This window comes from Microbacterium sp. CFH 31415 (assembly GCF_022538185.1).
Classification (GTDB): Bacteria; Actinomycetota; Actinomycetes; order Actinomycetales; family Microbacteriaceae; genus Microbacterium.
In genome coordinates, this window is the sequence record NZ_JAKYXC010000010.1 from 85,010 (window position 1) to 104,893 (window position 19,884).

Annotated in this window: 17 protein-coding genes; 8 read left to right on the forward strand and 9 right to left on the reverse strand. The window is 71.7% G+C overall.

What is annotated here, in order from left to right:
- Window positions 1–5 precede the first annotated feature (5 nt).
- The 3 genes from MK786_RS12325 to pheA are packed head-to-tail and all read right to left on the reverse strand — an operon-like array spanning window position 6 to window position 1,953.
- Complete coding sequence (locus MK786_RS12325; RefSeq protein ID WP_308220042.1) at window positions 6–626, reverse strand: class I SAM-dependent methyltransferase; 621 nt, start codon at window positions 624–626, stop codon at window positions 6–8.
- The gene (locus MK786_RS12330; protein ID WP_241112541.1) at window positions 533–973 is read right to left on the reverse strand and encodes a pyridoxamine 5'-phosphate oxidase family protein; all 441 of its coding nucleotides are present in this window, start codon (window positions 971–973) and stop codon (window positions 533–535) included. The genes MK786_RS12325 and MK786_RS12330 overlap by 94 nt, the downstream gene beginning before the upstream one ends.
- Before the next feature lie 2 nt (window positions 974–975).
- Window positions 976–1,953, reverse strand: a complete 978-nt coding sequence (gene pheA, locus MK786_RS12335; RefSeq protein ID WP_241112542.1) for a prephenate dehydratase — start codon at window positions 1,951–1,953, stop codon at window positions 976–978.
- Between the two features lie 207 nt (window positions 1,954–2,160).
- Between pheA and pgm the strand changes: the two genes are divergently transcribed.
- From pgm to MK786_RS12350, 3 genes are all read left to right on the forward strand, one after another.
- A complete protein-coding gene (gene pgm, locus MK786_RS12340) occupies window positions 2,161–3,804 on the forward strand; it encodes a phosphoglucomutase (alpha-D-glucose-1,6-bisphosphate-dependent) (protein ID WP_241112543.1) in 1,644 nt (547 codons plus the stop codon).
- A gap of 109 nt (window positions 3,805–3,913) precedes the next feature.
- Window positions 3,914–5,434 carry an alpha-N-arabinofuranosidase gene (locus MK786_RS12345; RefSeq protein ID WP_241112544.1) on the forward strand — a complete coding sequence of 507 codons (1,521 nt, stop codon included), beginning with the start codon at window positions 3,914–3,916 and terminating at the stop codon, window positions 5,432–5,434.
- Window positions 5,435–5,544: 110 nt separating this feature from the next.
- Window positions 5,545–6,588 carry a LacI family DNA-binding transcriptional regulator gene (locus MK786_RS12350; protein ID WP_241112545.1) on the forward strand — a complete coding sequence of 348 codons (1,044 nt, stop codon included), beginning with the start codon at window positions 5,545–5,547 and terminating at the stop codon, window positions 6,586–6,588.
- Window positions 6,589–6,719: 131 nt separating this feature from the next.
- Here the strand turns inward: MK786_RS12350 and MK786_RS12355 are convergent, their stop codons facing one another.
- Together MK786_RS12355 and MK786_RS12360 are read right to left on the reverse strand one after the other, a co-directional pair.
- The gene (locus MK786_RS12355) at window positions 6,720–7,838 is read right to left on the reverse strand and encodes a glycerate kinase (protein ID WP_241112546.1); all 1,119 of its coding nucleotides are present in this window, start codon (window positions 7,836–7,838) and stop codon (window positions 6,720–6,722) included.
- Window positions 7,839–7,885: 47 nt separating this feature from the next.
- Entirely contained in the window at window positions 7,886–8,863 is a 978-nt protein-coding gene (locus MK786_RS12360; protein ID WP_241112709.1) for a LacI family DNA-binding transcriptional regulator, read from the reverse strand.
- Window positions 8,864–8,958: 95 nt separating this feature from the next.
- Between MK786_RS12360 and galT the strand changes: the two genes are divergently transcribed.
- The 3 genes from galT to MK786_RS12375 all read left to right on the forward strand — a co-directional run bounded on the left by galT (window position 8,959) and on the right by MK786_RS12375 (window position 12,281).
- Complete coding sequence (galT, locus tag MK786_RS12365; protein ID WP_241112710.1) at window positions 8,959–10,134, forward strand: galactose-1-phosphate uridylyltransferase; 1,176 nt, start codon at window positions 8,959–8,961, stop codon at window positions 10,132–10,134.
- On the forward strand, window positions 10,131–11,330 hold the full coding sequence (gene galK / locus MK786_RS12370) for a galactokinase (protein WP_241112547.1): 1,200 nt from the start codon (window positions 10,131–10,133) through the stop codon (window positions 11,328–11,330). The genes galT and galK overlap by 4 nt, the downstream gene beginning before the upstream one ends.
- A 114-nt stretch (window positions 11,331–11,444) precedes the next feature.
- Window positions 11,445–12,281, forward strand: a complete 837-nt coding sequence (locus MK786_RS12375) for an alpha/beta fold hydrolase (RefSeq protein ID WP_241112548.1) — start codon at window positions 11,445–11,447, stop codon at window positions 12,279–12,281.
- Window positions 12,282–12,376: 95 nt separating this feature from the next.
- Here MK786_RS12375 and MK786_RS12380 read toward each other — a convergent pair whose 3' ends face one another.
- From MK786_RS12380 to MK786_RS12390, 3 genes are all read right to left on the reverse strand, one after another.
- On the reverse strand, window positions 12,377–12,544 hold the full coding sequence (locus MK786_RS12380; protein WP_241112549.1) for a hypothetical protein: 168 nt from the start codon (window positions 12,542–12,544) through the stop codon (window positions 12,377–12,379).
- Window positions 12,545–12,661: 117 nt separating this feature from the next.
- Complete coding sequence (locus tag MK786_RS12385) at window positions 12,662–15,013, reverse strand: glycoside hydrolase family 3 C-terminal domain-containing protein (protein WP_241112550.1); 2,352 nt, start codon at window positions 15,011–15,013, stop codon at window positions 12,662–12,664.
- 58 nt (window positions 15,014–15,071) lie between these two features.
- A complete protein-coding gene (locus MK786_RS12390; RefSeq protein WP_241112551.1) occupies window positions 15,072–16,394 on the reverse strand; it encodes an MFS transporter in 1,323 nt (440 codons plus the stop codon).
- Window positions 16,395–16,497: 103 nt separating this feature from the next.
- Here MK786_RS12390 and MK786_RS12395 point away from each other — a divergent pair, with 103 nt between their 5' ends.
- Entirely contained in the window at window positions 16,498–17,169 is a 672-nt protein-coding gene (locus tag MK786_RS12395) for a TetR/AcrR family transcriptional regulator (RefSeq protein ID WP_241112552.1), read from the forward strand.
- Window positions 17,153–18,664: a carboxylesterase/lipase family protein gene (locus tag MK786_RS12400; protein WP_241112553.1), complete on the forward strand. Its 1,512-nt coding sequence runs from the start codon at window positions 17,153–17,155 to the stop codon at window positions 18,662–18,664. The genes MK786_RS12395 and MK786_RS12400 overlap by 17 nt, the downstream gene beginning before the upstream one ends.
- Before the next feature lie 120 nt (window positions 18,665–18,784).
- On the opposite strand, the gene MK786_RS16480 is transcribed toward MK786_RS12400, so the two are convergent.
- Window positions 18,785–19,276: a DUF559 domain-containing protein gene (locus tag MK786_RS16480; RefSeq protein WP_241112554.1), complete on the reverse strand. Its 492-nt coding sequence runs from the start codon at window positions 19,274–19,276 to the stop codon at window positions 18,785–18,787.
- Window positions 19,277–19,884: the final 608 nt, after the last annotated feature.

The following is a 19,884-nucleotide window of genomic DNA, read 5'->3' on the forward strand; positions in this document are numbered from 1 at the left end:
CCCTCTCACCGGGTCAGCGAGTAGAACCGGAACATCCCGAAGTCCTCGACCGCGAGGATGTCCAGGTCGGCGAAGCCGGCCGCCTGCGCATAGTCCCGTAGGGTGTCGGGACGCATGACCGTGCCGGTGCCGGCACTGGGCCGGTGCGAGAGGCCGTCCGGCAGGCAGCAGAAGATGCCGTAGCCGCACATGAGGCGCTCGACGTCGTCGCCCGGCGCGACCAGGCGCTCGCCGACTGCCTCGTCCATGATGACGACAGGCCCGTACGGCACCGCCTGCCGCATCGCGGCCAGCACGTCGACGGGCCGCGCCATGTCGTGGATGCACTCGCACGCGAACGCCGCATCGAACGGTCCGTGAGCGGCGAGTCCGTCGCCGTCCGCGTTGTGGAACCGCACCCGGTCGACGACACCCGCGGTCGCGGCGTTGGCCCGGGCCAGCTCGATCGACGGCTCGTCGATGTCGAATCCGTCCACCTCGAGTCCTGGGTAGGCCTGCGCGACGGCGGTCGACGACCAGCCGCCGCCGCGCGCTACCAGGCGATCAGCTTGTGCGGGGTGACCTCGATCATGACGGAGTACCGCTCCGCCATGGTCTCGGTCGTGAGGTTCAGCCGCTGCAGCCACGCATCGTACTTCGCCGTGTACGCCGCTGCGATGCGCGGAAGCCACGCGGTCGAAGGCTCGGGCGAGAGGGTGGCGACACCCCGCAGGACGCTCAGCTGCTCACCGTCGGCTCCGGCCTCCAGGTGCAGCAGCACGCGATCGTTCGCTCGGATGTTGCGCACCTTCGCCGTCTCGGGCTCGCTCATGATCAGCGCGCGGCCGTCCTGCCACAGGAACCAGATCGGCACGGCGTGCGGGTAGCCGTCGCGCCCGATCGTGCCGAGCCACGCGACCTGCTCGGTGTCGAGGCGCTCGAGCGTGCGCGCGTGGGTCTTGACGGCGGGATCGAAGACGAAAGGTGCGGGCACGGTCACGCGTTCCCCGGCTCGCCGCTGATGAGACCGCGCAGCCAGTCCCGCGCCTCGACGAACACGTCGTCGGAGTAGCGCTCCGGGTAGTGCACGACCGCGCGGTCGGCCCGCGGGTACGAGCCGAGGAACACGACCTGCGGGCTGAACCGCCGCAGGCCCAGCAGCGCGTCGGCCATGCGCTCGTCCTCGATGTGCCCGTCAGCGTCGATCACGAAGCGGTACCGTCCGAGGGCGTCGCCGATCGGACGCGATGCCAGCAGCGAGAGGTTGATCCCGCGCGTCGCGAACTGCTCGAGCATCTCGAGCAGTGCGCCCGGGTGGTCGTCGGGAAGCTCGACGATGAGCGACGTCTTGTCGGCGCCGGTGGGCGGCGGCGGCGCGACGGTCTTGCTCACGAGCACGAAGCGCGTGACGGCGTTGGGATTGTCGCCGATAGCGGAGGCGAGGAGTTCGAGCTCGTGGTGCTCGAGGATCCCGGGCGGCGCGATCGCGGCATCCGCGGCGATCGATCCGTCGATGAGGCCCATCGCACTGGCGACGTTGCTCGCCGCGGGGATGTGCGAGTGGGCGGGCAGCGTGCGCGAGAGCCACTGCAGGCACTGGGCGTACGCGACGGGATGGGCCGCGACGACCGAGACCTCGTCGAGCGTCGCGCCGGGGCGGGCGACGAGCACGAACTCCACCGGCACAAGGTGCTCCCCGACGATGCGCAGCCCCGGGACGGTGGCGAGGGCATCCTGCGCAGTCGAGACGCCGCCGTCGACGGAGTTCTCGATCGCGATCATCGCGGCGTCGGAGCGGCCCTCGACCACGTCGGCCAGCGCTTCGCCGACGTTGCGCACCGGGCGCCACTCCTGCGCGCGTGCCTCGGGCACCTGCGCCAGCGCCGCCTCGGTGAACGTCCCGGCGGGCCCGAGATAGCTGTAGGAGCGGCGGGCGGGAGCGGATGCCTCGGTGTGGGGCGCCTCGGAAGTCACGGGTGCCAGCCTATCGACGTGCACAACGTCGGCAGGTCGCGGGTCTCACCGGACGGCAGGCCCGCCGAAGCGCCGTGCCGGAGACGATGTGCCGACGTTGTGCGCGGGCCGGCCGGACAACGGGGTCTGGCCGGGGCGGAGGGCGCCCCGGAGACGCCGGGTGTCAAGCCGAGGACAGAAGCAAGGCGAAGAGGGCAGACTGGACCCATGACTCGCGCAGGACAGCCCGCCGAAGCATCCGACCTCATCGACATCGATGACCTGATCTCCGCCTACTACGACCTCACGCCCGATCCGTCGGTGCCGGAGCAGCGCGTCGCATTCGGCACCAGCGGCCACCGCGGCTCCTCCCTCTCGGCGAGCTTCAACGAGGTGCACATCCTCGCGACGACGCAGGCGATCGTCGACTACCGCCGCGAGCAGGGCATCCAGGGTCCGCTCTTCCTCGGCCGCGACACGCACGGCCTGTCGCTTCCCGCCGAGCGCAGCGCCATCGAGGTGCTCGTCGCGAACGGCGTCGACGTGCGCGTCGACTCGCGCGATTCGTGGGTGCCCACGCCGGCGCTGAGCCACGCGATCCTCAGGTACAACAAGGGGCGGGATGCCGCGGACCCGGGCCGCGCGGACGGCATCGTCGTCACGCCCAGCCACAACCCGCCGCGCGACGGCGGCTTCAAGTACAACCCGCCGAACGGCGGCCCCGCCGACACCGACGCCACGGGATGGATCGCGAACCGCGCCAACGAGCTGATCGCCGCCGGTCTCGAGGGTGTGGCCCGCACGCCGTTCAAAGACCTCGACGGCGATGCGCTGGGCGACTACGACTTCCGCGACGCGTACGTCCGCGACCTGGCAGACATCATCGACATCGACGCGATCCGCTCCGCCGGGGTGCGCATCGGCGCCGACCCGCTGGGTGGCGCGTCGGTCGAGTACTGGGCGCTCATCGCCGAGGTGCACGGCCTCGACCTCACCGTGGTGAATCCCGACGTCGACCCGACGTGGAAGTTCATGACGCTCGACTGGGACGAGAAGATCCGCATGGACCCGTCCTCACCGTCCGCCATGGCCGCGCTCGTGGCGCGCCGCGACGAGTACGACATCCTCACGGGCAACGACGCCGACGCCGACCGGCACGGCATCGTCACGCCCGACGCGGGGCTCATGAACCCCAACCACTACCTCGCCGTCGCAATCGACTACCTCTATTCGCACCGGCCCGGATGGCCGGCGGATGCCGCGGTCGGCAAGACCCTCGTCTCGTCGATGATCATCGACCGCGTCGCCGCGTCGCTCGGCCGGTCGCTGCTCGAGGTGCCGGTCGGCTTCAAGTGGTTCGTGCCCGGTCTGCTCGACGGGTCAGTGGCCTTCGGAGGCGAGGAGTCCGCGGGCGCCTCGTTCCTGCGCAAGGACGGCTCGGTGTGGACCACCGACAAGGACGGCATCCTGCTGTGCCTGCTCGCCGCCGAGATCCTCGCGGTGACGGGCAAGACGCCCTCGCAGCGCTACGCCGAGCTGGAGGCCGAGTTCGGCGCCTCCGCATACCAGCGGGTCGATGCGCCGGCGACGCCCGCGCAGAAGGCGGCGCTCGGAAAGCTCGCGCCCGAGGCGGTCACCGCGACCGAGCTCGCCGGCGAGGCCATCACCGCGAAGCTGTCGCACGCGCCGGGCAACGGTGCCGCGATCGGCGGTCTCAAGGTGCAGACCGAGCACGCCTGGTTCGCCGCGCGGCCGTCGGGGACGGAGGACGTCTACAAGCTCTACGCCGAGTCGCTGCGCGGCCCCGAGCACCTCGCCGAGGTCCAGGCAGAGGCCCGCGCGGTCGTCACCGAGGCCCTCGGCGGCGCCTGACCCGACGGCCTTCCGACCGACTGGGCGAATCGGGCGCAGCACGCTAGTGTCGCGGGGTCGCCGCTCTTGCCCGACCGTCCTTCCTCTCTGATCCCGTCCGAGGACTCGCATGACCCACGCCGCCGCACGCCTCGACCCCGCGCTCGAGATCGCCGACATCGACCGCCGCCTGTTCGGCGGCTTCGTCGAGCACCTCGGCCGACACATCTATGACGGCATCTTCGAGCCCGGGCATCCGTCCGCCGACGCCGACGGGTTCCGCGCCGACGTCATCGAGCTCGTGAAGGAGCTCGGCGTCACGACGATCCGCTACCCGGGCGGCAACTTCGTCTCGGGCTACCGGTGGGAGGACGGCATCGGGCCGGTCGACCAGCGGCCGACGCGACTCGACCTCGCCTGGCATGTGACCGAGACGAACGCCGTCGGCCTGCACGAGTTCCAGTCATGGCTCGACCGGGTCGGCTCCGAGCTGATGCTCGCCGTCAATCTCGGCACGCGCGGAACCGAAGAGGCCCTGGACCTGCTCGAGTACGCCAACACGTCGGTCGACACGACCCGCACACGCGAGCGCGCCGCGAACGGCCGCTCGGCGCCGTTCGGCGTGAAGATGTGGTGCCTCGGCAACGAGATGGACGGCCCGTGGCAGCTCGGCCACCGCAGCGCCGCCGACTACGGCAAGCTCGCATCGCGCACGGCGAAGGGCATGCGGCAGCTCGATCCGACGATCGAGCTCGTGGTGTGCGGGTCGTCGAGCCGCACCATGCCGACGTTCGGCTCGTGGGAGCGCGAGGTGCTCGAGCACACGTTCGACGACGTCGACTTCATCTCGTGCCACGCCTACTACGAGGAGCACGACGGCGACGCGCAGGAGTTCCTGGCGTCCGGCGTCGACATGGCGAAGTTCATCGCCTCGGTGGTCGCGACCGCCGACCACGTCGCGGCGGTGAAGCAGAGTGACAAGCGCATCATGCTCTCGTTCGACGAGTGGAATGTCTGGTATCTCTCCCGCTGGAAGGAGGAAGAGGCCACCTATCGTCCCAACGAGTGGCCGATCGCTCCCCGGCAGCTCGAGGACCGCTATAGCGCCCTCGACGCGGTCGTGTTCGGCGACCTCCTCATCACGCTTCTCCAGCACGCCGACCGCGTGCGCTCGGCCTCGCTCGCCCAGCTCGTCAACGTCATCGCGCCGATCATGACCGAGCCCGGCGGCCCGGCCTGGCGGCAGACCACGTTCCACCCGTTCTCGCTCACGTCGCGCCTCGCGCAGGGACGGGCCGTACGCCTGCCGGTCGACGCGGCGACGTTCGAGAGCGCGCGCTTCGGAGCCGTGCCGTCGGTGAACGCGGTCGCGACCCTGGACGACGACGGCGCGAGCGTCTTCCTCGTGAACCGCTCGACGACGGATGCCGCGTCCGTCCGCCTCGACCTCGCTCCCCTCGTGGCCGCGCTGGGCCGCGACGTCGCGGTGGTCGAGTCGCACCTGCTTCACGAGGACGACCTCTACGCCGCGAACACCCTCGAGGACCGCGAGCGCGTCGGCGTCTGCCCCCTGGACGACATCGCGATCGAGGAATCCGCTCTCTCCCTCGAACTCCCTCCGGTGTCGTGGGCCGCACTGCGACTCGCCTGACCGGACGCACGATCGACCGGACACGGCGCCGCAGACGTCGCGCGCCGTGCTGGACGAGAAGGTTTGCCTGATCAGACCACGATCCGGACAGAAGTCCTAGACTCAGCCTCGTGAGCGAGACGCACACGCCTGCCCGAGGCGCAGCAACCCTGCACGACGTCGCGCGCGAGGCCGGCGTGTCGCTGGCGACCGCCTCCCGCGTACTCAACGGATCGACCCGCAAGGTGGCCGACAGCTACCGCGAGCGGGTGGCTGCAGCGGCCGAGAAGCTCGGCTACACCGCCAACCTGTCCGCCCAGGCGACCGCCCGGGGAACCTCGGCCATCGTCGCGCTGCTCGTGGCCGACATCGGCGACGTCTCGTTCGGCCGATTGGCCTCGGGAGTCGTCCGCGGCGCCGAGGAGGCGGGCCTCATCGTCACGATCGCCGACACCGGCCGCGACCCGGAGCGTGAGCTGCGCCTCGTGCGGACCCTGCGGGGTCAACGCCCCCGCGGGCTCATCCTCGGCGTCGCCCGCAACGCGGGGTCGGGCTCCGCCGCCCTCCACGGCGAGCTCACCGCACTGGCCGCCATGGGCTGCCATGTCGTGGTGCTCGGTGAAGGAGAGCCGGGGCATCGGTCGATCAGCCTCGGCAACCGCGGCGGCGCGGAGGCGCTCGGTGCCGAACTCGCCGAGCTCGGCTACCGGGATGCCGTCGTGGTCGGCGGCCCCGAAGGCCTCCGCGCGTCGGACGACCGCATCGGCGGCTTCACCGCCGGCTTCACTGCCGGCGGCGGGACGATCGGCGCGGTGCGCCACGGCGCAACGACCCGCGACGCGGGTTACGCGGCCGCGGGTGAGGTGCTCGCGGACGGCCTCGCTGAGGGAACGCTGATCTTCGGCGTCAGCGACCTCGTGGCCGCCGGGGTCGCGTCGGCACTGCGCGATGCCGGCCGCCGCGTCGGCGCCGACATCGCGGTGGCGGGGTTCGACGACATCCCGACGTGCCGCGACATCGGCCCCGGACTGACGACGGTCCGCGCGCCGTTCGACGCCCTGGGCTACCGCGCGCTGCGTGCGGCCGTGGAGAGCGACTGGCAGGGTGACGCCGAGGCGCCGCTCGCACTCGAGGTCGTCGTGCGCGGGAGCACTCCTCGGCGCGACGGCGGCTGACCGGGCCGGGCCGCCGTCACCGGCGACGACGGCTGACCGGGCGGCCGTCACCGGGCGACGGCTGACCCGGCGGCCGTCACCGGGCGACGGCTGACCCGGCGGCCGTCACCGGGCGGCAGCGCCCTCGGGCGTCAGCCGAGCGCTGCGGCGAGCGCCGCGCCCGCTTCGGTCAGCCAGTGAGCGGGCGAGGCCATGGCGGCGTCCGCCGACCCGGCGAGGTCGGTGAGCGACACCGTCGCCGCGAACGCCGAGACGTCGGCGTCGCCCGCGATGCGCCCGGCGACCAGTGCGACGGCGACCTCGGCCGCGTGGGCGACCGCCGCGACGTACGCGGGGGTCTTGCCCGCGGCGGATTGACCGTCGAACGATCCTTCGCCGGTGAGGACGACGGATGCCTCGCCCACCGCGGACGTCAGTCCGATGAGCTCCGCGACCGCTGCCGCGCCGGGCACGAGCGTCGCTCGCCACGCGAGCAGCCCGAAGCCGGTGCCCCCTGCGGCGCCCGCGCCGGGCGTCGTGGGATCGGCGGGGAGCAGCTTGGCGAAGCGAGCGAGCTCGGCGTCGAGTTCCTGCACCTCGTCGGGCGACGCCCCCTTCTGCGGTCCGAACACCGCTGCCGCGCCCCAGGCACCGACGAGCGGATTGTCGACGTCGCTCAGCACGGTGACGCCGCCCGGCGGCAGCGGCCGAAGACCCGACAGGTCGGCCGAGACCAGGTCGGCCAGACCGCGCCCCCCGTCGGCGACCGGCCTGCCCGCAGCATCCGTGAATCTCGCACCGAGCGCGGAGAGCAGGCCCGTTCCCCCATCCGTCGACGCGCTCGACCCGATGCCGAGCACCAGCCGCGAGACGCCGTGGTCCAGCGCGGCGGCGACAGCCTCGCCGAAGCCGAGCGTGCCGGCGTCGAGCGGGCGCAGCCGCGCAGGCGTGCCGAGCAGTTCGATGCCGCTCGTCGAGGCCAGCTCGACCACACCGGTGCCGTTCGGCGCGTCGGATGTCGCGGGAAGAAGAAGCCACGTCGCCTCGACCAGTGTGCCCTCGGGCCCGGTCACTGTGGCCGGCTGCCGCTGCGCGCCGTCCACCGCCGTCGCGAAGGCGTCGATCGTACCCTCGCCACCGTCCGCCATGGGCAGCAGGAGCAGCCGGTCGTGCGGCCGCACGCGCGCCCATCCCTCGCCGAGGCGGGCGGCCGCTTCGGCGGCCCCGACCGTGCCCTTGAAGGAGTCCGGGGCGATCACGACGGTGTGCATGCGGCCATTGTCCTCTTGCCCGGCCTGCTTCGCCGGGCCGCCGCTGCTCAGCGCGCCCGAGCGGTGCTCTCGCGCACCTGGAGCGTCGTCGGCACGATGTGGGATCCGGTGGCGCCGTCCTCGATGCCTGCGACGAGTGCGGCGACGGCGAGCTCCCCCAGCCGGTCGAAGTGCTGGCGCACCGTGGTGAGCGGCGGGCGGTAGTCGGCCGCATCCGCGATGTCGTCGAAACCCACGATGCTCACGTCGCCCGGCACCTCGCGTCCCGCATCGGAGAAGGCGCGGATCGCCCCGAGTGCGAGCTGGTCGTTCGCCGCGAACACCGCGGTCGCCTCGTCCTCGAGCAGGCGGGCGGCAGCGGCATGACCGGATGCCGCGGTCCAGTCGCCGCGCACGACCCGGGGTGCGGGCGCCCCGGCGTCGGCGAGCGCTTCGCGCCAGCCGCGTTCGCGCTCGGCCGCCGCGAACGACGTCGCGGGGCCGCCGAGGTGATGCACCGTGCGATGGCCGAGCGCGAGCAGGTGCGTCGTGGCGGCGCGGGCACCCCCGGCGTGGTCGGACTGCACGATGCCGAAGTGCCGCGTCCCCTCCGCGTCGGGCGGCGCGTCGACCACCACGAGGCTCAATCCGGGAGGCGCGGGTGTCTCGCGCGCGGCCGCGGTGGCCTCGTTCAGCACCACCACCCCGTCGACGCCCTGCTCGCTCAGGCGCTCGAAGGCGGCCGGCACATCGGGGTGGGCGCCGAGCGTCACCACGGTGAGGGCGTAGCCGCGCGCGGCCGCAGCATCCGCCACCGCCTGCAGCATGCGGGAATTGCCCACCGTCGCCAGCGTCGACACCAGCAGCCCGATCGTCTGCGTGCGGCCGGTGCGCAGGGCGCGCGCGGCGCGGTGCGGTCGGTAGCCGAGCTGTGCCATGGCCACCTCGACGCGGGCGCGCGTGCCGGGGTCGACGCGGGGACTGTCGTTCACCACGCGCGAGACCGTCTGGCCTGAAACGCCGGCGAGCGCCGCGACATCCGCCATCGAAACGCGTCGCTGCACGGGGCCTCCTCGATCGGGTGAAACGGTCGGGCATGTTGACGTTAGCACGGGGCCATTGGTACCGTGTTGACGTGAACATGCCCGCTGCATTGCCACCCGCCGAGACACTCGGCGCCGGCGTCGTCAAACGCTCCACCCGTCTCGACGACGGCCGCGAGCTGATCTACTACGACGACCCGGGCACGACGCTCGGCCCCGAGCGCGCCGCGGACGCGCGTGACCTCCCGGCGCGGCCCGAGACCGCGACCATGCGCCGCGACGTGCTCACCGGCGACTGGGTGTCGATCGCCGCAGCGCGCCAGAACCGCGCCTTCCTGCCGCCGGCCGAGCTGGACCCGCTGTCGCCGCAGACGGCCGCGAACCCGTCCGAGATCCCGTCGCTCTACGACGTCGCCGTCTTCGAGAACAAGTCGCCGTCGTTCGGGCCCGCCCTTCGGGTGGCGCACGGCGAGGCGCCGGCCGGTTCCGACGCCCCGGTCGACCTCGCCGATCTCGACGCCCCAGGGCTGGGGCGAACGCGCACGTCGGTCGGACGCTGCGAGGTCGTCTGCTTCAGCCCTGAGCACTCCGGCTCGTTCGGCACGCAGAGCGTCACGCGGGCCCGCACGGTGATCGAGGCGTGGGCCGACCGCACGGCCGCGCTGTCGGCCCTCCCGGGGATCGAGCAGGTCTTCCCGTTCGAGAACCGCGGCGAGGCGATCGGCGTCACGCTGCCCCATCCCCACGGCCAGATCTACGCGTACCCCTACATCACGCCGCGCACCACCAGCCTGCTCGCGTCGATCGAACGCGAGGGCGCCGACCTGTTCGCGCGCATCCTCGAGTTCGAGCGCGCCTCCGAGCGGGTCATCGTGCAGGGCGAGCACTGGACCGCGTTCGTCCCGTTCGCCGCGCGCTGGCCGCTCGAAGTGCACCTGCTGCCGCACCGGCACGTCGCCGACTTCGCCGAGACGACCGACGCCGAGCGCGACGAACTCGCGCCGCTCTATCTGCGCCTGCTGCGCGGCGTCGACGCGCTCTACGACACCCCCACGCCGTACATCGCCGCATGGCACCAGGCGCCGGTGCACCGCGGGCGCGATACCGTGCGGCTGCACCTCCAGCTGACGTCGCCGCGCCGCGCCGCCGACAAGCTCAAGTTCCTCGCCGGGTCGGAGGCCGCCATGGGCGCCTGGATCGGCGACGTGCCGCCCGAGTCCGCCGCCGAGCGCCTCCGCGCCGTGGTCGACGCGATCCCCGAGGAGACCCTGTGACCTCCCCCACCGCTTCCGCCACCGCTGCAGACACGGTCCGCGCGGCCCGACGGCTCTTCGCCGAGCGCTTCGGCGGCGAACCCGTCGGCACGTGGTCGGCGCCGGGACGCGCCAACCTCATGGGCGAGCACACCGACTACAACGATGGGTTCGTGCTGCCGTTCGCGATCCAGCACCGCACCCACGTGGCACTGGGTGTGCGCGACGACGGGATGATCCGCGTCGCGTCGACGTTCGACGATGCTGCCGTCGAGGTGCCGCTGGCCGAGCTCGATGCGCTGTTCCCCGCCCGCCGCGACGAGATCGCCGAGTGGGCGCGCTACCCGCTCGGCGTCGCATGGGCGCTCATCGGGTCCGGGGCGACGGGCGCTCGCGGCGTCGACCTCGCCTTCGCGTCGAGCGTGCCGGTCGGCGCCGGCCTCTCGTCGTCCGCGGCCATCGAGGGCGCCACCGCCTCGGCGCTCGCCCACACGTGGGGACTCGACGTCGACCGCGTCGCGCTCGCCCGGGCCGGGCGCCGGGCCGAGAACGAGGCCGTCGGCGCTCCGACGGGGATCATGGACCAGATGGCGTCGATGCTCGGCCGCGCCGACGCGGCGATCTTCCTCGACTGCCGCTCGCTCGACGCCCAGGTGGTCGACCTCGGCTTCGACGACGCCGGGCTGGAGCTGGTCGTCGTCGACACCGGTGTCTCGCACTCGCACGCCACCGGCGGCTACGGCGAGCGTCGCGCCGCCTGCGAACGAGGTGCGGCGATCATGGGCGTCGCCGCGCTGCGCGACGTGTCGGTCGACGACCTCGCGCGCGCGGAAGGACTCATGGATGATGTGACCTTCCGGCGCGTCCGCCACGTCGTGACCGAGAACCAGCGCGTGCTCGACACCGTGCGCACGCTGCGCGAGCGGGTTCCGCGCGCCATCGGCGAGCTGCTGGTCGCCTCGCACGCCTCGATGCGCGACGACTTCGAGATCTCGGTGCCCGAGCTCGACACCGCCGTCGACGCAGCGCTCGCGGCGGGTGCCGTCGGCGCGCGCATGACCGGCGGCGGCTTCGGCGGTGCGGCGATCGCGCTCGTCGCACACGACCGGCTCGAGCAGGTCACGGCTGCAGTGAACGCCGCGTTCGCGGCATCCCGCTTCACTGCTCCGACGATCTTCACGGTGACGCCGTCCGACGGCGCCGGCCGCGACGCCTGACGCTCGCCGTTCAGCACGCGAACACCGTCAACCCCTGGCGGTTCGGGATGCCGCCCCCTAGCGTCGGAGGTGGGCCGCGGCATCCGCTCGCCTTCGGCCCGGAAGGAGCGACACGTGGCGTACATCACCGTCGGAACCGAGAACTCGGCCGACATCGAGCTCTACTACACCGACCAGGGCGAGGGTCAGCCGGTTGTGCTGATCCACGGCTTCCCGCTGAACGGGGAGTCGTGGGGCAAGCAGCAGGCCGCGCTCCTCGACGCCGGCTACCGCGTGATCGCGTACGACAGGCGCGGGTTCGGAGCGTCGTCGAAGGCGGGGTCCGGGTACGACTACGACACGTTCGCGGCCGACCTGCACGCCCTGATGGAGGACCTGGATCTGAAGGATGCCGTCCTCGTCGGCTTCTCGATGGGCACCGGCGAGATCGCACGCTACCTCGCGCGGTACGGCAGCGCCCGGGTGGCCAAGGCCGCGTTCCTCGGATCGCTCGAGCCGTATCTGCTCGTGACCGACGACAATCCCGACGGCGCCGGTCCGCAGGATTTCTTCGACGGCATCGCCGCCTCGGTACGCGAGGACCGGTACGCGTTCATCTCCGGCTTCTTCAAGGACTTCTACAACCTCGACGACAACCTGGGGTCGCGGATCTCGCAGGAGGCCGTCGATGCCAGCGTGCAGGTCGCGAACCTGATGGGCAACGCAGGCATCTCGGCGGCGCCGTTGACCTGGCCGACCGACTTCCGCGCCGACATCGGCTCGGTCGACGTGCCGACGCTCATCCTCCACGGCACGGCCGACAACATCCTGCCTATCGATGCGACCGCGCGACGGTTCCGCACGATGCTGCCCGACGCGACCTACGTCGAGATCGAGGGGGCACCGCACGGTCTGCTGTGGACGCACGGCGCCGAGGTGAACGAGGCACTGCTGGCGTTCCTCAAGTCCTGAGCCGAGGGGCGGCACGTGGATCCGTCCGGGTCTGAGTCGGTGACCGCCGCTCACGGGGTGCCCCGCATCGGCATCGGGATGAGGGATGCGGCGGCTCAGGCCTTCTCGTCCTCTTCCGGCTCGAAGGTGGACGGCGTGCCGGTGTGACCTGCGGCGACGCCGTCGGGGTCATCGGGGATCGTGCCGTCCTGGCCCAGCCCGTCAGGCTTCGGGGTGCCCTCCGGGTCGTTGCTCCGTGCCTCGTCGGGCGCATTGCGGTTCATGTCTCGTCCTCTCTTCCCCCACGCTCGAACGTACGCGGGCCCTCGAGCGGACGGTGCGGGGTTGACACGGAGAGGCACGGATGCCCCGGCCACCCGGGCCGAGGCATCCGCTCGTCGTCAGTCCTGCGGCTGCTGCTGCGGGGCGTTGGCCATGGCGATGAGCCCGTCGATCATCTCGGGGCTGACGGCTCCGTTCGAGTCGCCGGCCGCGAACATGCCGGCGCGACCGATCGGGAAGGACTCCATCATCTTGGACGCGTCGACACCCTCGGGCATGATGGCCTCCACACCCTCCATGCCCGACATCATCTGCGCGATCGCCGACTGCACCATCTGACCGACGACGGGGTGGGCCATGACCTCGCCGATCGACGAGTCGCGCGTGAGCGGCAGCACGATCGGGTCGCCCTCGACGGTCACTTCGGCGGTGGAGCGGATGTCGCGACTCGACGCCGCGACATCCACGACGTAGTCCCCGCCCTCGACGACCCAGGCGTCCAGGCGGGTGTCCCAGTACGCGAGGTCCTTGCGGCGCACGGTCAGCGTGACCTCCGCGATCTCGCCCGCCTCGAGCGCGACCGACGCGAACGCCTTGAGCTCGCGCACCGGGCGCTGCGCGGCGCCTCCGGGGAGCGACGTGTAGACCTGCACGACCTCGCGCCCGGCCCGGTCGCCGGTGTTCGCGACCGTGAGCGTCACGTCGATGTCGCCCCGCGCGTTGACCGACGCCGTCGCCTCGCCGTACGAGAAGGTCGTGTACGACAGGCCGTGGCCGAACGGGAAGGCGACATCCATGCGGCGCGCGTCGTACCAGCGGTAGCCGACGAACAAGCCCTCGCCGTAGCGGACGTGCGAGAACTCGCCGGGGAAGTCGAGGAACGCGGGGGTGTCCTCGAGGCGGTGCGGGATCGTCTCGGTCAGCTTCGCCGACGGGTTCACGTCGCCGAAGAGCACGTCGGCGATCGCGCCGCCACCGGCCTGCCCGAGCAGCCAGCCCTCGAGGATCGCGGGCACCCGGTCGGCGAACGGCAGCGCCACGACGCCGCCGTTCGAGAGCACCACCACGACGTTCGGGTTCGCCTCGACCACCGCGTCGACCAGGGCGAGCTGCTCCGCGGGCAGGTCGATGTCGGTGCGGTCGTAGCCCTCCGACTCGAGACGGGCGGGGAGACCGAGGAAGAGGACGACGACATCGGCAGCGGATGCCGCGGCCACCGCCTCGCCCCGCAGCTCCGAGGTCTCGTCGTCGGAGACGGTCGGCGCGACGCTGAAGCCCCGCGTGTAGGTCACGTCGCCGTCGGCGAGGGCGCGGATCTCGTCGAGCGCGGTGTCGAGCTTCGTCGGGTTGATCATCGACGAACCGGCGCCCTGGTAGCGCGGCTTCTCGGCGAACTCGCCGATCAGCGCGATGCGCGCGTCTTTCGCGAGCGGAAGGATCGGCGCGCCGGCGTCGGCGCGCGCGTCGGCGCGCGCGTCGGCGACCGCATCGTTCTTGAGCAGCACGATCGAGCGGCCCGCCGCCTCGCGAGCGAGGGCGTGGTGGGCGTGGATGTCGAGCGGACCCTCGACGGCGCCGGCTCCGGCCTGCGCCTTGCGCACGAGGTCGAGCACGCGGGTCGCGGCGGTGTCGAGCACGGCCTCATCGAGCGCGCCGTCCTCGACCGCCGCGACGATCTGCGCGTCGGTGACACCGTTGGACGACGGCATCTCGAGATCCATGCCCGCGGCGAGCCCGGTCACGCGCTCGTTCACGGCGCCCCAGTCCGAGACGACGAGACCTTCGAAGCCCCACTCGTCGCGCAGCACCCCGGTCAGCAGCCAGGGGTCCTCCGACGCGTACACGCCGTTGATGCGGTTGTACGAGCACATGACCGTCCACGGCTGGGCGTCCTCGACCACGCGCTGGAAGCCGCGCAGGTAGATCTCGCGCAGCGGGCGCGCGTCCACGTCGGACGACGACCGCATCCGATCGTCCTCCTGATTGTTCGCCGCGAAGTGCTTGAGCGACGTGCCGACACCCTTCGACTGCACGCCCCTCACCATCGCGGCGCCCAGCACGCCCGAGACGATCGGGTCCTCCGACAGGTACTCGAAGTTGCGGCCGCACAGCGGCGAGCGCTTGATGTTGATGCCCGGTCCCAGCAGCACCGCGACACCCTCGATCGAGGTCTCTGTGCCGAGCGCCCCGCCGACGCGCTCGACGAGGTCGACGTCCCACGACGAGCCGAGCCCGACCGCGGGCGGGAAGCACGTCGCCGGCACGCTGTCGCCGAGGCCCAGGTGGTCGCCGCCCTCACGCTGCTTGCGCAGTCCGTGCGGGCCGTCGGTGAGCATGATCGCCGGCACGCCCGCGTGCTCGATCGGTTTGGTGTACCAGAAGCTCGCGCCGCTGGTGAGCGACGCCTTCTCTTCGAGGGTGAGATCGGTGACGGATGCCGCGGCCTCGGCGGCGGTCGTGGTGTCGGTCATGGGGCCATCCTTCCGTGGATGAGGGTGGGGTTGTCAGGGGCTGTCTGGTCCTTCTGGTTCAGCGGGTCGCCTTGATCGGCCAGACGGCGAAGGCCCCCAGGATGCTCAGCACGATGCCGACCGGGAAGAGGCCGACGTAGCCGAATGAGAGCACGATCGCTCCGGCGACCGCCGGGGCGAGGGTCTGCGGCAGGGTGGCGGCGATGTTGACGACACCGAGGTCCTTGGCGAACGACCTCGCCGACGGCAGCACCTCGCTGATCAGCGCCGTGTCGACAGCCTGGAACATGCCGAAGCCGAAGCCGGCGATGAACGTCATGAGCATCCAGCCCTCGAGCGTGGGCATGACGATCGGGATGAGCATCGCCAGACCGACGAACACCGACGAGCCGAAGACGAACGGCTTGCGGCGTCCCACCCGGTCGGAGAGCGGTCCCGAGACCACGGTCGAGATCACGATGCCGACGAGGCTGAGAAGCCCGAGGATCGGGATGACGCTCTCGGGATTCTCGACGCCGATGTAGTCGGTGAGGATGAACAGCTGATACCCGGTGACCGCGAAGTAGCCGGTGTAGAGCAGGAGGCGCCCGGTGAACGCCCAGAAGAAGTCGGGGTGCTGGATCGGGTTCACCCAGAAGGTGCGGAGGAAGTCGCCGAGGCGGAAGGGCTCGGGCTGGAGCTTCGTGCTCGAGTAGTCGGGGTTGAACACGACGAACAGCGTGAGCACGACCAGCGAGATGACCGCGAACGTCACGTAGCCGACGGCGATGCTGTTGAAGAACATCGACCCGACGATCTGACCGCCGAGCGCGCCGACCATCAGCCCGATGCCCGACAGGGCGGCGAAGAGACCACGCCGCTTGAGCAGCACACGGTCGGGAAGGATCGCGCTGAGCGGCCCCTGCGCGAAGTTGTAGGCGATCTGCACCAGCGTCCACGCGATCGCGATGCCGACGAGGCTGTTCGCGAACGCCAGCCCGACGAGCGACAGACCACCGGCGAGCGATCCGATCACGATCCAGGGGGCGCGGCGCCCGAAGCGCGAGCGTGTGCGGTCCGAGATCTGGCCCGCGATCGGCTGAGCGATCATCGCCGCGAACGCGCCGATCGTCGCGATGATCGCCAGGTTGGCGACCTTGTTCTCCTCGCCCAGGACGACGGTCACCTGCTGCGGGAGCAGGATGCCGGGCACCGCACCCCAGATGAGGAAGATGCCGAGGTTCGCCGGGATGATCCAGCCGAGCAGTCGGCGAAGGCCCTTGATCGGCGCCGGCGGATCGTCGTTGCCCGCAGCGGTGGCGACGAAGGTGTTCTCGGTCATGGGCGAGGTCGGCGGCAGGGCCGGCTCGGGGGCGAGTGCGGAGTCAGACGGCGTTGTCATGGACGATCCAATCGGGATGGAGCACGCTCGTCCTCGAGCGATAGCAAAACCATATGTAACTTGGTTTTGAGAAATCAAGCCTCGTTCGGGTTTACTTGTCCCCATGGCAGAAGGCCGCAAGGAACGCAGGGGTTCGTACGCGAAGGGCGTCGCCAAGCGCGAGGAGATCCTCGAGCGCGCACTCGATGTGATCGCGCGCGAGGGCTACCGAGGCGCCTCGATCAAGGAGCTCGCCGAAGAGGTGGGCCTGAGCCAGGCCGGTCTGCTGCACTACTTCGACAGCAAGGAGGAGCTCTTCACGGCGATCCTCCGCAAACGGGACGAGATCGACTCGGCCAACTTCGGCCTGGCTGACGATGACGGCCAGGTCGAGGGCGTCGACCTCCGTGAGGGCTACCTCGGCGTGATCCGCCACAACGCCGACGTACCCGGGCTCGTCCAGCTGTTCGCGCGCCTGTCGGTCGACGCGAGCGATCCCGACCACGCAGCCCACGACTTCTTCATGGCACGCGGCAAGACGCTCCGAACCGCCTTCGCCGACGCGATCGCCGCGCAGCAGGCGGCGGGAGAGCTCACCGATCGCGTCGGTCCCGACACCCTCGCCCGGATCTTCCAGGCCGTCGCCGACGGCCTCCAGGTGCAGTGGATGCTCGAACCCGATGTCGACATGGCCGGCACGATCGACGCCCTGTTCACCGCCCTCGCCACCCGCACAGCCGCGGGGCCGGATGCCGGCACCGACACGGAATCGAGGCGTCATGGCGCAGCATCCTGAGCATCCCGTCGTCTCGATCACGTCGGGCGCCGTCCGCGGGTTCTGGCGTGGCGAGCCCGGTGCCCCCGGCGCATCGGCGGCATTCCTCGGCATCCCGTTCGCGCAGCCGCCCGTCGGGGAGCTGCGCTTCGCGGCGCCCGTTCCGCCGGAGCCATGGCAGGGAGTGCGTGACGCGCTCGAGTACGGCGCCACCGCGCAGCGCATCGACCCCGGCGACACCCTCATCCCCGAGCCGGCGATCCCGGGCGACTCGACGCTCAACGTGAACGTCTTCACGCCCGCGCCGGGCGGCGACGCGCGCCTGCCCGTGATGGTCTACATCCATGGCGGCGGATACGTCGCCGGATCGCCCGCGAGCCCCTGGTACGACGGCCGGTCGTTCAATCGCGACGGCGTCGTCACCGTCACGCTCTCGTACCGGCTCGGCTTCGACGGCTTCGGGCACATCCCGGGCGCCCCCTCCAACCGCGGGGTCCGCGACTGGCTCGCGGCGCTCGAATGGGTGCGCGACAACATCGCAGCCTTCGGCGGCGACCCGGCGCGCGTGACGATCGCCGGGCAGTCGGCGGGCGGCGGAGCCGTGCTGACACTGCTCGGGATGCCGGCATCCCAGCACCTGTTCCACTCGGCGTGGGCGATGTCGGCCGCGCTCGCCGACGTCGCACCCGAACGTGCGCGGACCCTGTCGGCCAAGCTCGCACACCTCGCAGGCGTCAGGCCGAACCGCGACGGCTTCGCGTCCGTGCCCGAGGAGACGCTCCACGACCTGCAGCACGACGCCGCGACACCGGATTCGCGCGATCCTCTCGCCGCCGTGCATGAGATCCTCGACGACGGGCTCTCGTGGGGTCCGATGATCGACGGCGACCTGCTGACGCAGCCGACCGTCGCCGCGCTCGCGGCGGGCGTCGGCGCCGACAAGCCGCTGGTGCTCGGCACGACCGACGACGAGTTCACGATGGTGACCGACTCCGCCCGCGGCAAGCTGCGGCTCGTGCCCGCCTCGATCGCCCTCGGCAGACTGAAGCTGCCGCGCGGCGCGCGGCGCGCCTACCTCGCGGCCAACGTCGCGCAGCGACGCAAGGGAACGGCGGCCGTCCTCGGCCGCTACGTCACCGACGTCGTCTTCCGCTCCGATGTCGTGCGCGTCGCCGAGGCGCGCGGCGACGCCCGGACGTGGGTGTACCGCTTCACGTGGGTCTCCCCTACGCGGGGGTGGGCGCTGCATTGCCTCGACGTGCCGTTCTGGTTCGACTGCCTCGACGCCGCCGGAGTGACTGCGCTCGCGGGCGACGCCCCGCCCCGCCGCCTCGCCGAGGCCGTCCACGGCGCCGCCGTCGGCCTCATCCGCGACGGCGACCCGGGGTGGCCGACCTGGACCGAGCAGCCGGGGGCGACCCGGATGTTCGGCGGCGAGGCATCCCGCCCCGACGTCGACGCCGACGGCTACCGCAGCGTGCGCTCGCTCGTCGCCGGTCCGACCGCCTGGGCCTGACCCGGGGCGGCGTCGCCCGGCCCGTCGTCGACCCGTCAAACCGTCGGGACGACACGCCGTGCTGGGGGTCTTCACCGCCTCTGAGAGCCGAAATCTCCCGACGCTTCGACCATCCACGTCCTATCGCGCCCGTCGATCGGTGCGGCTGCGGAGCAGACCGACCAGCGCCGCGCGCACCTCCTCCGGACGCCACATGATGTCTTCGGCGATCGGCCGGTACGTCGCATACCCCAGCGCAGCAGCGCGCTGATCACGGCGTCGATCGCGGCGCTGCGCGTCCCAGCTCGAGTGGTGCTCGAAGCTGTCGCACTCGACGATGAGCCAGCCGTCGACGACGAAGTCGACGCGGCCGACACCGGAGATGACCACCTGCACGTCGAAGTGCACTCCGAGAGACCTCAGGATCAGCCGCACCAGCGATTCAGGTCCTGACTCGCAACGCGCGTCGACGAGCCTGCGCACGACTGCGTAGCGTCCAGGGAGGGTCGCGAAGAGTTCCTCGAGCTCGTGCGTCGCAAGCAGGCCGAGGTGCAGCGCAGAGTCCAGGGTCGCGACCGCCCCTCGCGGCGGCTGGCACCTCACCGCCTCTCTGAGGGCATCGAAGACCTCCACGGCGAGAGACGCGGGGTGCGGCACCCGTCTCGGCCGTCCCCAGTGCCGCCGTACTCTGCGGCTCGGCTTCGGTGCGCGATCCCGCCCATCGTGGAGGTGAACGTGCAGCGAGTCGGCTGTGAGGACGAATACGCCGCGCCTCGCCAGCTCGGATACGCAGGTCAGCCGACCGCCGTGCGCGCACGCGTCGACCAAGTCGACGTGCGTTCCGGGATCGAGGTACGCGTTGTCTCGCGGTTTCAGCAGCCGACCCTCGTCGACGGCGCGCCGGAGTCCGCGGTCGGTCCAACCGAGCTGGATGAGGTCGCTTCGGCGCATGGCCGTGTCGGGCGGAGGATTGAGCACACGGCGACTGTGGCCGATCCGACGGTCGGCTATGCCTGCACCTCGTCGTCATGCGGAGGCCGTCCCAGCGCGTCCGCTTGGGGAGGAGGCATACCCTGACCGCGGCGTCAAACGGTCGGGAGAAACCGGGCCCAGAGGTGCGCACGCGCGCACGAACGCCCCGTTTCTCCCGACCGTTTGACGGCGGCCGACTGGGCCCCGCCCGACGCACCGCGCCCCGCCCTGCCCGGGCGCCTCCGGGCTCAGGCAGGGACGCCTCCGGC